The following is a 15222-nucleotide window of genomic DNA, read 5'->3' as shown; positions in this document are numbered from 1 at the left end:
GGTAACGATCCGCCAAGGCCCCAATCCCGCGGTCCCGATCCGGTCGATATAACCATATCAAATAGGTGCTTACGTGAATCAGACACGCCACAAACTGTTTGAATCGTTCCCCTTCGGCAAGGGAATCACGGTCCGCAACCGAATCGTAATGGCGCCCATGACCACCTGGGCCGGCAACCCCGACGGGACGGTTTCCGACGAGGAGGTTGCGTACTATCGGCGTCGGGTGAACGGTGTCGGCCTTGTGATCACGGGTTGCACCCATGTCCAGCCGAACGGGATGGGCTTCACCGACGAGTTCGCGTCGTACGACGACGGCTTCGTACCCAGCCTGCGGCGCCTGGCGGAGGCGGCCAAGAGTGGTGGCGCGCCCGCTTTGCTCCAACTCTTCCACGCAGGTAACAAGGCTGTCCCAGCCCTGGTGCCAGGCGGCGAGGTCGTCAGCGCCAGCGCCGTCACCACCGAGGCTGGCCCTTTCGCCCCTGCGCTCACGCCGCGCGTGCTCACCCATGACGAGATCCTGGGAGTCGTTCACGCCTTCGGTGAGGCGACGCGGCGCGCCATTGAGGCCGGCTTCGACGGCATCGAATTGCACGGCGCTCATGGTTTCCTGATCCAGAACTTCTTCTCGCCAAAATTCAACCAGCGCACGGATGAATGGGGTGGCTCACTTCAGCACCGCCTACGCTTCCCCCTGGCGGTCGTCCGCGAGGTCAAGCGGGTCATTGACGCCCATGCCACGCGACCTTTCCTGCTCGGCTACCGGTTTTCTGCGGATGAGCCGGACGAGGGTGGTTTGCGAATCTATGACAGCCTCGTGCTCGTCGACAGGCTGGTCGACAGCGGCATCGACTATCTCCATGTCTCACTCACCAGCGTCCATGAGACCAAGCCCATCGGTGGTGCAGGTGATAAGACGATTGCCGAACTGATCGTCGAGCGCGCCGCGGGACGCCTGCCCGTCATCGCCGCCGGCCAGATCCGGAAGCCCGACCAGGCCGTGAAGGCAATCGAGCTCGGGCTGTCGCTGGTGGCTATTGGCCAAGGCCTGGTGATGAACCCCTATTGGGTCGAGCTCGCAAAGAGCGATCTCGACGCACGGATCGTCACCGCCCTGGACCCGTCGAAGGTTTCGCAGATCGCCGTCCCCGCCAAGCTGTGGAGGGTGATCGAGGCGATGACCGGCTGGTTCCAGCTGCAGGCAGCGCCGGAACACACGCCGATGGAAGCGCCGCTCAGAGCGAGTGCATAAAGATCGTCCTGATTCATTCATGCCCCTGCACGTAGACGCAAGCGAACCATGGTGGCCAATCGAAATAAGGGAACAGCGCTATTTGGTTGGTAACGATCGAGCGAGGGCCGATTGACGCTTGAAGTGGCCGCGGCCGCCCACCCTCCATCGTGAGGGTCGTCGCCACGATAGACAAAGAAGGTACGTGACATGCCAGAGAAGAAAGTTTGGTTCGTCACCGGCGCAAGCCGGGGACTGGGCATCGATATTGCCCAGAAGGCCTTGGCCGCCGGCCATGTCGTCGTCGCCACGGGTCGCAACCCGGACAAGGTGATGAAGGCAATCGGCGTTCACGAGAACCTGTTGGCCGTCGCTCTGGACATCACCGATCAGGGTGCCGCAGCCGCGGCCGCTAAGGCCGCAGTCGACCGTTTCGGCCGCATCGATGTCCTCGTCAACAATGCGGGGAACTTCTACGCCGGCTACTTCGAAACGATCAGCGACGAACAGTTCCGGGCGCAGATCGAGACGAACTTCTTCGGCCCGCTGAATGTGACGCGCGCCATTCTCCCGATCATGCGGACGCAGCGCAGTGGCCAGGTGATCACGATCACATCGACGGCAGGCTTGGTGGCAGGAGGATTTGTCGCTGCCTATGCGGCCTCGAAATTTGCACTTGAGGGCTGGATGGAGTCGCTGCATTTCGACTTGGAACCCTTTGGCATCAGCACGATGTCGGTCGAACCGGGGTACTTTCGGACCGAGCTGCTGATCGAAGGTTCCTCGACAATCTGGCCGGAACTTAACGTCGATGACTATGCTGAGCGCACCGCGCAAACGATCGCGGCTTTGAAGCGCATGAACGGTCAGCAGGTGGGCGATCCCGCCAAGCTCGCCACGGCATTGGTGACCTTGTCCGATTCAGGCGACCTCCCGCTTCGCTTCGTCGCTGGCGCCGACGCCATGGCGGCCGTCGAAGCCAATCTGAAAACCATCCAAGGCCAGATCGAGGCGCAACGCGTGCTGTCGGCATCGCTTGCTTTCGGCGAGGGCAAATAGCGCGGCCTTTCTAGCGAAGGAATGTCACCAAGGATCAGAAACTGGGCGACGGCCTCACCCAACCTGCGCTGCTGCCCCATTCATGCGCCAGATGCATAAGCTCGATCGGGAATCGGCGCCTAATCGAAGGATTACAGACGTCTTATCTTCGTGGCGAAGGTGGTGCGGATGTCACTCCCATTGCCCCGGCACCAAAAACCCAGCCAACAGCAAGGGAGACTTCATGGCATACGATCTCAAGATCAACGGCGCGCAGCACAGCGTGGATGTCGACGGCGACACGCCGCTGCTCTGGGTCATCCGCGACGTGCTGGGGATGACCGGCACCAAATATGGCTGCGGCGTTGCGCAATGCGGCGCCTGCACCATCCATCTCGATGGACAGCCGACGCGATCCTGCCAGATTCCAGTTGAGAGCGTCGCGACCTCGGCGATCACGACGATCGAAGAAGTCCACGCAACTGTAAGTGCCCGCAAAATCCAGAAGGCCTGGCAGGATCTCAACGTCGTGCAGTGCGGGTACTGCCAATCGGGGCAGATCATGTCGGCCGCGGCCTTGCTGTCCGAGAATCCCAACCCGACCGATGCCGACATCGATAGCGCCATGTCAGGCAACCTCTGTCGCTGCGGTACCTATGTCCGTATTCGCGAAGCGATCAAATATGCGGCGAAGCTCGACGACACCGCAACGCAGGGAGGCTGAACATGCCTATGAGAAATTCCTTCCCCAACGCACTGCCCGTCGACACTCAAGTGTCGCGGCGTTCGTTTCTGCGTGCCAGCGTCATCGCCGGCGGCGGTTTGCTGATTTCGATCAACGCGCCGATGCTCGGCACGGCTGCCGCCGACGGTCCGGCTGATTTTGCACCCGGCGCCTTCATCAGGATCGACAAGGCGGGCCAGGTGACCGCCGTCATGCCGCAGGTCGAAATCGGGCAAGGCGTCTACACGTCATTGCCGATGTTGATCGCGGAAGAATTGGAAGTGGCGCCGGGTCAGATCCTGGTCGAACACGCGCCAGCGGACGAAAAGCTTTACGCCAATCCAAAGATCGGATTCCAGGTAACAGGTGGTTCAACATCGATTGCCGCGTATTATGAGCCGTTCCGTCAGGCAGGCGCAGTCGCTCGTACGTTGCTGGTTGCGGCGGCCGCCGAGACCTGGGGCGTCAACGCAGCGACCTGCCGCGCCGAAAACGGCACCGTCATCCATGATACGAGCAACCGAAGCATGTCCTATGGCGATCTGGCAGCGAAGGCCGCAACGCTGCCGGTACCGGAAAAAGTGGCGCTGAAGGAACCGAAAGACTTCAAGGTCATCGGCAAATCGCTTAACCGGCGCGATTCCGTCGAAAAGACGACGGGCCGCGCCCAGTACAGCATCGATTTCATGCTGCCCGGCATGAAGATCGCCGTGCCGCAGGCCTCTCCTGTCATGGGTGGCAAGCTGGCCAGCATGGATGAGGCGGCGGCCCTGGCAGTCGCCGGGGTCCGCAAAGTAGTTCGTGTTGCCGAAACCGTGGCAGTTATCGCCGACCACACCGGCGCTGCCCGAAAGGGTCTCGCAGCGCTGAACCCGCAATGGCAAGGTGGGGCGGCAACATATTCGACCACCGTTCTGGTGGGCGATCTCGACAAAGCAGTCGCTGGCGACGCCGTTGTCGCGACCAACGAGGGTGATTTCAAGAACACGATCTCCACCACCTCCAAGGTTCTCGAAGCCAGGTACGAATCGCCGCTGCTTGCCCACGGGACGATGGAACCGATGGCGTGCGCCGTCCGGATCGCGGCCGATGGCTGCGATGTCTGGGTCGGCACGCAGATGATAGCCCGCGTTCAGTCGGCGGTTGCCGAGGTTACCGGCCTTCCCTCTGAGAAAGTGCGCGTGCACAACTTCCTCATGGGCGGTGGTTTCGGTCGCCGGCTGGAAACCGACTACCCCGTCCAGGCGGCTATGATCGCCAAGCTAGTCGACTTCCCGGTCAAGGTCATCTGGACGCGTGAGGAAGACATCCAGCACGACCTCTTCCGCCCTTCCTACGTCGACAAGCTGTCGGCGGGGCTCGATGTGAACGGAACCCCGACGGCCTTCTCGCACCGCGTCGCCGCGTCCAGCATCATGGCCCGCTGGGCACCGGCCTGGTTCGTGAACGGCCTTGATCCCGATGCAGTCGATGGCGCAGCCGGGCCCTACAAATTCACCAACAAGCTCATCGAATACAGCCGGTCGGAGCCTCCGGAAGGGCTGGTCACCGGGTGGTGGCGCGGTGTCGGCGTGACCCACAACTCCTTCCCGGTCGAAAGCTTCATCGACGAGATGGCAGCGGCGGCCGGCAAGGACCCGGTCGAATTCCGGCGATCGCTGCTCGCAGATGCGCCGCGTGCCAGGGCCGTTCTTGACCTTGCGGCCGAAAAAGCCGGCTGGGGCACCGCGGTGTCAGCCGGCAAAGGCCGCGGCGTCTCAGTGATCCTGCTGTTCGGGACCTACGTCGCGCAGGTGGCCGACGTGTCTGTCAACGCCGATGGCGAAGTCCGGCTTGACCGCGTTGTGTGTGCTGTCGATTGCGGCCGGGTCGTCAATCCCGACGGCGCCAAGGCGCAGATCGAAGGCGGCATCACCTTCGGTGCCAGCGCGGCACTCTACAGCGCCATCGACATCGAAGAGGGGCGTGTCGTGCAGACAAACTTCGACAGTTACCGGGTCATGCGCATCGATGAGGCACCCACGATCGAGGTCCATTTCGTCGCGAGTGACGAGCCACCCAGCGGCACAGGCGAACTTGGCACCGCGGCCATTTTCGGGGCCATCGGTAACGCGGTCTCCGCAGCGACCGGCAAGCGGCTGCGCAAGCTCCCCGTTGAAAGAGGCCTGGCCAACGGCTAGGAGAGCCGTCAACCATGACAACTGCTTCGATAGCTAGAAGATAGCTAGAATCTGAGACCTCGAGCGAAATGGACCGTGGCGCATGGAAAGTTTTGCGCCACGGTCCATTTCTATTTTCCTCAGAGCTATTTTCTTCACGCGCCCTGTTGTGGCCGCATGTCCTTCGGATCGATCCCAGCGACAATTACCGGTTTCTTCATCGCATCGCGGCGGAAAGGTTCGCCGAGTTCCTGGTTGAGGATTACTTCAATGAAGGTGGTGACACCTTTCTTCTGTGCCTCGCAGGATTCCTTGAGTGCCGCGGTCAGTTCGGCCTGAGTCCGTGCCTGAACACCCTTGAGCCCACAGGCATCGGCGATCTTGGCATAGCTCAATTCGGGATCCAGCTCGGTGCCAACGAAATTGTTGTCGTACCACAGGGTCGTGTTGCGCTTTTCAGCACCCCATTGGTAGTTGCGGAAGACAACCATGGTGATGCCCGGCCATTCCTTGCGGCCGATCGAGGTCATTTCGTTCATGCTGATGCCGAAGGCACCGTCGCCGGCGAAGCCCACGACCGGCGTATCGGGACAGCCGATCTTGGCGCCGACGATCGCCGGAAAGCCATAGCCGCATGGCCCGAACAGGCCCGGCGCCAGATATTTGCGACCAGCCTCAAAGGTCGGATAGGCATTGCCGATGGCGCAATTGTTCCCGATGTCACTGGAGATGATGGCGTCCTTGGGCAGGCCGGCTTGCACCGCGCGCCACGCCATGCGCGGCGACAGCCGCTCGGGTTGGCGCGAACGGGCATTGGCATTCCAGCTGGTGCCGGGATCGTCATCCTCATGGTCCATGCTGGAGAGAGTCTGCAGCCAGGCCGATTTGGTCTGATGGATGAGCGCCTTCCGCTCAGCACGGCCGGCATTGCCCGCATTGGCGTCGAGCTGCGCAAGAATCGATTGTGCTACCTGCTTCGCATCGCCAGCGATACCCACCGTCACCTTCTTGGTGAGGCCGATACGGTCCGGGTTGATGTCGACCTGGATGACGCTGGCGCTCTTGGGCCAGTAATCGATGCCGTAGCCGGGCAAGGTCGAGAACGGGTTAAGACGCGTGCCAAGGGCCAATACCACATCCGCCTTGGCAATGAGTTCCATCGCTGCCTTGGAGCCGTTATAGCCGAGCGGGCCGGCAGCCAGCGGATGGGAGCCGGGGAAGCTGTCATTATGCTGGTAGGAGCTGCAGACCGGGGCATCGAGGCGTTCCGCCAAGGCCTGGCAAGCCGGGATGGCGCCCCCGATGACAACGCCGGCACCGGAGAGGATGACCGGAAATTTGGCACCGGAGAGCAGCTTTGCCGCGCGGGCGATCGCCTCGGCGCCACCCGCCGCGCGTTCGACCTGCACGATCTGCGGCAGGTCGATATCGATGATTTGGGTGTACATGTCGCGCGGCACGTTGATCTGGGCCGGCGCTGAATTCCTGAGCGACTTCAAGATGACGCGGTTGAGAACTTCGGCAATTCGGCTGGGATCGCGCACTTCTTCCTGATAGCAGACCATGTCCTTGAAGAGCGCCATCTGCTCGACTTCCTGGAAGCCGCCCTGACCAATGGTCTTGTTGGCAGCCTGCGGCGTCACCAGCAGCATCGGCGAATGATTCCAATAAGCGGTCTTCACGGCGGTCACGAAATTGGTGATGCCGGGGCCGTTCTGGGCGATGCACATCGCGATCTTGCCGGTCGAACGCGTGTAACCGTCGCAGATGTAGCCGCCATTGCATTCATGGGCCACATCCCAGAATTTGATCCCGGCCTTGGGGAAGAGATCGGAAATCGGCATGAAAGCCGAACCGATGATGCCAAACGCATGCTCGATGCCATGCATCTGCAGGACCTTCACAAAGGCCTCTTCCGTCGTCATTTTCATGGTGAAACGTCCATTCCGCTAAAGGGCTTAAACAGGATGCTGCCACGATAAGGAGAGCCCTGGCCCAATCATAGGTCCAGCCATGGGTGCAGCTTAGGGCCAGGTAGCCCCCCATTCGTCATACTGGGGCCTGCTCTCATGGTGCGTTGATCCCTGGAATGCCGCCAATCTGGTCGGCCAGGAAATCGACCAGCAACCGGACCCGGGCGATGCCCGCGCGCTCGGGGACAATCAGCATGTTGAGCGGGACGGAAGGTGGCGAATAGTCCGGCAGGATCGCGTCAAGCCGGCCGGTTGCCAGAAGATCGTCGACAAGCCATCGATGGGCAGGTCCGATGCCACGCCCCGCGACAAACGCCTCGCGCGCGGCAAGCCCATGATCGATCCGCAATCGTCCCCCAAGCGGCACAGCATGACGTTCGCCACCTGGCCCCAGCAAATCGAGCATATCGCTTCCCGCCACATTCGACATGCGAACGCCCTCATGTGCAGACAAGTCCCGCGGGACACTTGGTCTTCCGTGCGCCGCCAAATAATCCGGTGCTGCCACGAGCAGCCGCCGGGACTGGCCGAGGGGACGCAGCTTCATGGAGCTGTCGCTCAGCGGCCCCAGGCGCAGGGCGATATCTACCCCCTCGCGGACAAGGTCGATGCGCTCGTCAGTCAGGCTGAGATCAATGCCGATATCGGGATAGCGATCCTGAAACGCAAAGATCAGCCGGCTCACATGCAAGACCCCGAAGGCCGCCGTGCAGGATATCCGGATCGTGCCGGCCGGCGCACCGCGCGCGCCACGCGCCTCGTCGCCGGCCTGCTCGACCAGACGCAAGATCTGGATGCAGTTGGCATAATAGCGGCTGCCCTCGTCGGTCATCGTGACGCGCCGGGTGGTCCTGCTAAGCAACGGGACCCCGACGGCCTCCTCAAGCTCCCGCAGGTGGCGTGTGACGGTCGACTGGCCAATTCCCAGCTCGCGCGCAACAGCCGACAGGCTTGCGCGCTCGGCGACACGGACGAACGTGCGCATGCGCTCGAATGTGATGTCTGATTTATCCATTATTCGGCATAATCATATCCATTACCAACATCTAGTGGATTATCGGTCTATTGTCTATGTGAGGGGTCTGTTTCCTATTCAAGGATCGCTGGCCCCATGAAAGTCCTGCTTGTCTTCGCTCATCCCGAACCACGTTCGCTTAACGGGGCGCTCCGTGACGTCGCCATCAAGGAGCTTGCAGCCCAAGGCCATGAGGTGCGAATGACCGACCTCTATGCCGACAATTGGAAATCCGAAATAGACCGTGCCGACTTCCCCTCGCTGGCACCGGATGCGCGGCTGATACCGGCTGCCGCCTCTAAAGAGGCCTTCGAGACCAATGCGCTGACCGACGATATCAAAGCCGAGATCGAGAAGCTTCTGTGGGCCGACGTCCTCATCCTCCAGTTCCCCCTCTGGTGGTTCACCATGCCGGCGATCCTCAAGGGTTGGGTCGACCGGGTATACGCCTACGGCTTTGCCTATGGCGTCGGCGAGCATAGCGATCAGCGATGGGGCGACCGCTATGGCGAAGGGACCCTCGCGGGCAAGCGCGCCATGTTGATCGTGACCGCCGGTGGCTGGGAGGAGCATTACACTGCCCGCGGGGTCAACGGGCCAATCGACGACCTGCTGTTCCCGATCAACCACGGGATCCTCTATTATCCGGGCTATGACGTGCTGCCGCCGTTCGTGGCCTACAGGATCGATCGTCTCGGTGATACTGGCTTCGAGACCATCGCCGAGCGGCTGCGTGACAGGATGCGCACACTCAGCTCAACCGCACCCATCCCCTATCGGCGTCAGAATGGCGGCGATTATCTGATCCCCAGCATGCAGCTCCGTCCAGGCTTGGGCGATCCGGATGCGACCGGCTTTGCGCTCCACCTCCACGGTACAGACGCCGCCGGCTAGGCTTTGCAAGACCTAATTGCTCGCTTCGCGTACTGCTTCGGCCAGCAGCTTGATCCCGGGCTCAATCCGCTCGGTGGGGATCGAGGAGACGCCGAGCCTGCAGAAATTGGCCGGCCCCGGCTGGTTGAGGAAATGCACGGCGCCAGGTTCGATCACCACGCCACGCCGCTGCGCCGCCGCGGCGATGGCCGCCATGTCGCATTCCTTGGGGCCCTTGATCCAGAGAGCTGTGCCGCCGGCCGTGAGGTTGACGGTGAATTCCGGCAGATGCTTCGCTAGGGCCGTGACCGCAGCCGCAAGGCGCTCGCGATAGACGCTGCACAAGCGCCGCAGCAAGGTGTCATGATGCCCATCTGCCAGAAAGAGCGCGATGGTGCGCTGATTGTTGGCGGCCGGATGGCGGATCATCAGGCGCCGTAGCGCCCGCAGTTCGGCAATGAGTGGCCGGGGCGCTACCAGAAATCCGATGCGCAGCCCCGGTGCCAGGGTCTTCGACAGGCTGGAGATGAAAATCACGCGGCCATGACGGTCGAGCGATTTCAGTGCCGGCTGTGGCGAGCCGTGATGAGTGAGTTCGCTCTCGTAATCATCCTCCAGCAGGAGGAAGTTCTTTTCCACCGCCTTCTCAAGCAAGGCATGGCGCCGTTCCAGCGACATGGTGACGGTGGTTGGAAATTGATGGCTCGGTGTCACATAGACATAGTCGCAGCCACTGAGCTCCGGCCCCAGGACCAGGCCCTGATCGTCGACCGGCAGCGATACCAGCCGGTTGGTGCGGAGGGCCGCAATATTGCGGGCATCGGTATAGCCCGGATCCTCGATGCCGAACGTCGTGTTGTGATCGAACAATAGAGCGGAGAGCAGATAGAGGGCCTGCTGGGCACCGACCGTCACCAGAATTTCATCCGGCCCGACGCGCACACCACGGCGGGGTAGCAGCCTTGTCCGGATCTGCTCGACCAGCAGGGGATCGTCCTCGGCAAACCGGTCCTTGGCCCATTCCCGTACCGAATTGACACTCAGGGCCTGGCGCGAACATTCCCGCCAGGCCGCCAGCGGAAACAGGCTCTGGTCGATCTGGCCATAGATGAAGGGATAGGGATAATCCTGCCAATTGGCGGGCTTCACCACATTGCGTTGCAGCGACGGGCGGCTTTTGAAGCGGGTCACCCAATCCGGCTCGTCGCTGAAATCGGGGCTTTCCGGCTTCGGGGTGGACGGCACCCCGCTCTCCTTCGGCCGCGAGGAAAGGACATCGGGATTGACGAAGAACCCACTGCGCTCCTTGGCGATGAGGAAGCCTTCTTCGGTCAAATCCTGATAGGCCAATACCACGGTATTGCGGGCAATCTTCAGCGACTGGGCCAGGGCGCGGCAGGAAGGCAGCGGGCTGCCCGCCGGAATCTGGCCATCAAGGATCGCCGAGACCAACATGCGCCGCAATTGTGCCTGCAGCGTCGTGGTCTTGTCGGACTCCAAGTGGAATAGAATGGCTCTGCTATCGTGGCCCACTCGACTGCCCCCTCTGGCTGGCCCCTCTCGCTGGTCTGGTGCCGCCGCCGTTCAATCTGGCACCACGTCACCACAACCCTAGCTCCATGGCAATCGGCTTGGCTACCCAGCCGCCAGAATGATCTCGGCCGCACGTTCCCCCACCATGATTGAGGGGGCGTTGGTATTGCCGGAGGTAATAGTGGGGAAAATCGAGGCATCGGCTACCCGCAACCGGTCGATGCCATGAACCCGCAGCGCCGGATCGACCACGGCATTGGCGGCATCTGGGCCCATGCGGCAGGTCCCCACCGGATGGAAGACGGAATAGCTGCGCGCCCTTATGTCGGCCACCAGCGCCTCGTCAGATTGCGTGTCTGGCCCAGGCTTCAGTTCCTGGAGGATCGTCGCCTGCAGGCTGGGCGCTGCCGCCAGCCGCCGCAGATATCTGGCACCGGCCAGCAATTGCTCGATGTCGAAAGGGTCGGAGAGGTAATTGGGATGGATTGCCGGCGCAATGCGCCAGTCCGGTGATCTGATGGCAAGAGACCCGACGCTTTTGGGTTTGCAGGGCGAGACGCTGGTGCAGAAGCCGGAGAACGGGTCCGGGCTCATTAACTGGCGAGTCTTTGGCTTCGCAGCCCGTTCATAGGAAAGCGGCGAGAAATAGAGTTGGATGTCGGGTGCGGGAATGTCCGGCCGCGACCGGTAATAGCCGCCCCCCTGGTTGAGGCTGAGCGAGAGCGGGCCGCGGCGCCAGAGCAGATATTGCAGGCCGGCCCGCAGCTTGCCGCTCCAGGGCCGCAACAGATCGTTGAGGCTTGGCAGCCGCGAGCGATAGACGTGATCGTAGCAGAGATGGTCCTGCAGATTCTGTCCCACCGCGGCGACATCTTGCAGCATGTCGATGCCATGCTGCCGCAGCAGTGCCCCCGGGCCAATGCCCGACAATTGCAGCAGCTGCGGCGACCCGATGCTGCCGGCCGAGAGGATCACCTCCCGCGACGCCCGCAGCTCGCATACAGCACCATCTTGCATCAGCGCGACACCGACGGCCTGCCGCCCCTCGAACAGGATGCGCGTGACATGAGCGTTGGTCAGGACATGCAGGTTTTGGCGCGGCCTCAAATAGGCGGTCGCCGATGATTCCCGCAGGCCATTGCGCGTCGTGATCTGATAAAGGCCGGCGCCTTCGATCGTGGCGCCGTTCAGGTCGTCGCTAAGAGCCAGCCCGGTTTCGGCAGCCGCCTTGAGAAACACGCGTGCCAGCGGATGCGCCTGTCTATCGATGGTCGTCACATGCAGCGGCCCGCCGGCACCATGCCATGGCCCGGTACCCAGATCGTGATCTTCCATGCGGCGATACGTGGCGAGGACGTCTGCCCAGCCCCAGCCCGGATTGCCGAGCGCCGCCCATTCATCGAAATCAGCCGCCTGGCCGCGCGAATAGACCATCGCGTTGATCGAGCTGGACCCGCCCAGGACTTTGCCGCGCGGCCAATAGCTCGTTCTGTCACCGAAGCCCGGGACGGGATCGGTTTCATACATCCAGTTGACGCGGGGATCATAGAACGTCTTGCCGTAACCGATCGGCATGCGGGTCCAGATATTCCGGTCGCTGGGCCCGGCCTCCACCAATGCAACGCGATAGCGGCCATCCTCGCTCAACCGGCCGGCCACAGCACAGCCGGCGGAGCCCGCCCCTACGACAATGAAGTCGAACGCCTCGGCCATCTGGTCAGATGATTACCTCGGCCCGTTCGGCGATCTGGGCATTGCGCTGGGCACGATCGGCGCGCGCTTGTTCGCGGCGCTTGGCCACCTCGTAGAGAATGGCGCCAAACAGCGAGATGCTGATGATGATGACAGCCAATGCTGAAAGGGCCGGATTGGTACCCTGCCGCACTTCACCCGCGAGCACCGTGACCAATGTCTTATCGGCCAAGATGGCAAAGGTCGTGGTGTTGTAGTTTTCGAACGAAGACAGGAAGCCAATGACGAAGGCGGAGACCACGGCTGGCTTCAGGAACGGCAGCAGGATATGCCAGAACACCTGCGGGTAGGAGGCGCCGAGATCGAGGGCAGCTTCCTCCTGCGCGCGATCGAAACGCGTCAGGCGGGCCATGAAAATCAGCAGGCAATAGGCTGAGACGAAGCTCGCCTGCCCCAGGATCGCCAGGATGATGCCCTTATAGAATATCGCCTTGGTGATATCGGTGACGCCCATGACGTCTTTCCAGAAGATCACGGTCGAGATGCCGATGATCACTCCCGGCGTCAGCAGGGGGGAGATCGTGACAAGATAATAAAGACTGCGCGCCCGATGATAGATCTGGCTCATGATGATCGAGGCGGCAAGCCCGACCGGTACCGAAATGGCGACCACGCCCAGGCCGATGATGATCGAGTTCTGCAGGCCAGTCATCATGGCGCGGTGATTCCACAGCTTCACGAACCAATCGAGGGTGAAGCCTTCGAACGGAAAGGCCTGCGGATAATTTGGCGTATTGAAGGCCGTGACGCTCATGACGAGGAGCGGCCCGAAGAGATAGGCAAAGAAGAGGAAGATGTAGAAGCTGATCATCCCCTTCATGACAAATTTGGAACTCATCGGATCGTCTCCCCAAGCGACACTTTGAAGAGGCGCAACATCAGCATCACGAGCGCTATACACACGGCGAGCAGGATGAAGGCATAGGCCGCACCGCGTGCCCAGTTGAAGTTCTGGAAGAAGAAATCGTAGATGATCGCGGTGAACCACAGTACGCGTGGCCCGCCCAGGAACTGAGGTGCTGCCAACGAACCCGCCGAGAGCATGAAGACCATGGTGCAGCCTGACGCGATGCCAGGCTTGGCATAGGGGATGACCACATCCTTGTGGATGCGCCACCAGGGTGCCCCCAGATCGCGGGCGGCTTCGATCTGGTTCTTGTCCAGGCTCTCGATCGCATTGTAGAGCGGGAACATCATCACCAGGAGATAGGCATATGAAAGACCGACATAAAGGCCGGTATTGTTGCCGAGGAAATCGATTGGCGCGTCGGTGATGCCGGTTCCCATCAAAAGCTGGTTGATGAGCCCCCGAGACGCCAGCAGCAGCCGCAGCGAAAAGGCACGCAGGATTTCGTTGACCCAATAAGGCACGATCAGGCCCAGCATCAGCAGCCTGACCTTCTCGGGCGCACCGGCCTGCGCCATGTAATAGGCAAGCGGATAGCAGATCGCAAAATTGAGCGCCGTCACCGCCATCGATGCGATGATGGAAAAGACCAGGGCGCCCATATGCAGCGTGTTCATCGTGCCGCTGTTGGGTGTCACCAGGAAGGATTTGTACTGGGCGATGGTCAGCACATCGTCCGGCCCACCGCGCCGCAGCGGCGGCAAATTCGGATGGAAACTCTCGACGATCATGTAGAGATAGGGCAGCGCCACCAGGAACAGGGTCCAGAAGGCGACCAGGGAAATAAAGACAATCCCGAGCACCATGCCGTTGCGCTCGAAATAGCCCTTGCGGGTCGGGTCCGGATGACGTTTCGCTTCCCATTGCGCCATCACCCAGAAGATGGCGATGACGACAATCGGGACGATAAAGACGAGGGCGCGGCTACTCACGGGCCATCTTCCCTTCCGGCAGAACGAGGCCGAGCTCGGCATCGTAAGTGACAGTGGCAATTTCGTCCTGTGCCGGAATCACCATCGAACTGCGGCGGCCCACCGTCACGGTGATATCCTTCTTGCCGATGCCGTCGAGAAAGACATGGGTCATGTTGCCTTCGAAGGCGACGCTCTTCACCTTGGAGGTAAAGGTCGTGTCGGCACCACCGGTCCCCAGCTTGGCCGATTCCGGCCGGACGAACAGAATGGCCTTGGCGCCAGGCTTCAGGCCATGGCGATTGCGACCGCGCAAGGGACCGAACGGCGTATCGACCACGGCAAAGTTGCCGTCGGCCTGGGCGACCGTGCCGGGGAAAGGATTATTCTCGCCGACGAAGGACGCAACGAAAGATGTCGTCGGATCGTCATAGACAGCCTGGCCGTCACCGATCTGCTGGATGACGCCATCGCTCATCACGGCGATACGGTCCGACATGGTGAGGGCTTCACCCTGGTCGTGGGTGATGTAGATGAAGGTGATGCCGACAAGCCGCTGGATACTGCGCAGCTCGCTACGCATATGCTGGCGGAGTTTCAGATCGAGGGCCGACAGCGGTTCGTCAAGGAGCAGAACCTTAGGCTGCACGGCAAGCGCGCGGGCAATCGCCACACGCTGCTTCTGTCCGCCCGACAGCTCGCTCACCAGCTTGTCGCCCTGTCCGGACAAGGCAATGAGTTCCAGCAATTCGTCGGCCTTCTTGCGGCGGTCCGACTTGCCGACCCCTCGTACGCGGAGACCGTAGGTAATATTCTCGGCCACGCTCATCAGGGGAAAGAGGGCCAGATTCTGGAAGATCAACGCCGTCGGCCGCTTGTTCGGCCCGATGCCGGCCATGTTCTGGCCACCAATCTTGACGACGCCATCGGAGGGCTCGAGAAAGCCCGACACGGTGCGCAGGATGGTGGTCTTGCCGCAGCCTGACGGTCCTAGGAACGAGAAAAACTCGCCCCCCTTGATATCCAGTGTCGCGCTATCGACAGCCGTGAATTCCCCAAAGCGGACCGTAACCCGGTCAAGCTCGACACCCGCGCTCATTTGTCTG

12 protein-coding genes are annotated in these 15222 nt (G+C 61.6%); 5 read left to right on the top strand and 7 right to left on the bottom strand.

What is annotated here, in order from left to right; genetic code table 11:
* Positions 1–73: 73 nt before the first annotated feature.
* The 4 genes from AC1DWZ_RS13545 (at position 74) to AC1DWZ_RS13530 (ending at position 5173) form a co-directional block, all read left to right on the top strand.
* Positions 74–1252 (top strand): NADH-dependent flavin oxidoreductase, encoded by a 1179-nt coding sequence (locus tag AC1DWZ_RS13545; RefSeq protein ID WP_477169426.1) that lies wholly within the window; start codon positions 74–76, stop codon positions 1250–1252.
* A gap of 189 nt (positions 1253–1441) precedes the next feature.
* Positions 1442–2290, top strand: coding sequence for an SDR family NAD(P)-dependent oxidoreductase (locus tag AC1DWZ_RS13540; RefSeq protein ID WP_477169425.1), 849 nt, complete (start codon positions 1442–1444; stop codon positions 2288–2290).
* Positions 2291–2513: 223 nt separating this feature from the next.
* Positions 2514–2993, top strand: coding sequence for a (2Fe-2S)-binding protein (locus tag AC1DWZ_RS13535; protein WP_477169424.1), 480 nt, complete (start codon positions 2514–2516; stop codon positions 2991–2993).
* 2 nt (positions 2994–2995) lie between these two features.
* Positions 2996–5173, top strand: a complete 2178-nt coding sequence (locus AC1DWZ_RS13530; protein WP_477169423.1) for a xanthine dehydrogenase family protein molybdopterin-binding subunit — start codon at positions 2996–2998, stop codon at positions 5171–5173.
* A gap of 134 nt (positions 5174–5307) precedes the next feature.
* Here AC1DWZ_RS13530 and xsc read toward each other — a convergent pair whose 3' ends face one another.
* Positions 5308–7083 carry a sulfoacetaldehyde acetyltransferase gene (gene xsc, locus AC1DWZ_RS13525; protein WP_477169422.1) on the bottom strand — a complete coding sequence of 592 codons (1776 nt, stop codon included), beginning with the start codon at positions 7081–7083 and terminating at the stop codon, positions 5308–5310.
* A 136-nt stretch (positions 7084–7219) separates the two neighbouring features.
* Entirely contained in the window at positions 7220–8140 is a 921-nt protein-coding gene (locus tag AC1DWZ_RS13520; RefSeq protein ID WP_477169421.1) for a LysR family transcriptional regulator, read from the bottom strand.
* Between the two features lie 96 nt (positions 8141–8236).
* On the opposite strand from AC1DWZ_RS13520, the gene AC1DWZ_RS13515 reads away from it, so the two are divergent.
* Positions 8237–9034, top strand: coding sequence for an NAD(P)H-dependent oxidoreductase (locus tag AC1DWZ_RS13515; protein ID WP_477169420.1), 798 nt, complete (start codon positions 8237–8239; stop codon positions 9032–9034).
* A 12-nt stretch (positions 9035–9046) separates the two neighbouring features.
* Here the strand turns inward: AC1DWZ_RS13515 and pdxR are convergent, their stop codons facing one another.
* The 5 genes from pdxR to AC1DWZ_RS13490 all read right to left on the bottom strand — a co-directional run bounded on the left by pdxR (position 9047) and on the right by AC1DWZ_RS13490 (position 15215).
* Positions 9047–10546 (bottom strand): MocR-like pyridoxine biosynthesis transcription factor PdxR, encoded by a 1500-nt coding sequence (gene pdxR, locus AC1DWZ_RS13510; RefSeq protein WP_477169419.1) that lies wholly within the window; start codon positions 10544–10546, stop codon positions 9047–9049.
* A 102-nt stretch (positions 10547–10648) separates the two neighbouring features.
* Positions 10649–12259 (bottom strand): GMC family oxidoreductase, encoded by a 1611-nt coding sequence (locus AC1DWZ_RS13505; protein WP_477169418.1) that lies wholly within the window; start codon positions 12257–12259, stop codon positions 10649–10651.
* A gap of 4 nt (positions 12260–12263) precedes the next feature.
* Positions 12264–13136, bottom strand: a complete 873-nt coding sequence (locus AC1DWZ_RS13500; RefSeq protein WP_477169417.1) for an ABC transporter permease — start codon at positions 13134–13136, stop codon at positions 12264–12266.
* A complete protein-coding gene (locus tag AC1DWZ_RS13495) occupies positions 13133–14137 on the bottom strand; it encodes an ABC transporter permease (protein WP_477169416.1) in 1005 nt (334 codons plus the stop codon). Before AC1DWZ_RS13495 ends, AC1DWZ_RS13500 begins: the two co-directional genes overlap by 4 nt.
* Positions 14130–15215 (bottom strand): ABC transporter ATP-binding protein, encoded by a 1086-nt coding sequence (locus AC1DWZ_RS13490; RefSeq protein ID WP_477169415.1) that lies wholly within the window; start codon positions 15213–15215, stop codon positions 14130–14132. Before AC1DWZ_RS13490 ends, AC1DWZ_RS13495 begins: the two co-directional genes overlap by 8 nt.
* Positions 15216–15222 lie beyond the last annotated feature (7 nt).

Source organism: Dongia sp. P2_B8 (assembly GCF_056404715.1).
Note: the sequence above shows the minus strand (reverse complement) of the source record. Positions and strands in the feature narration are given on the sequence as shown.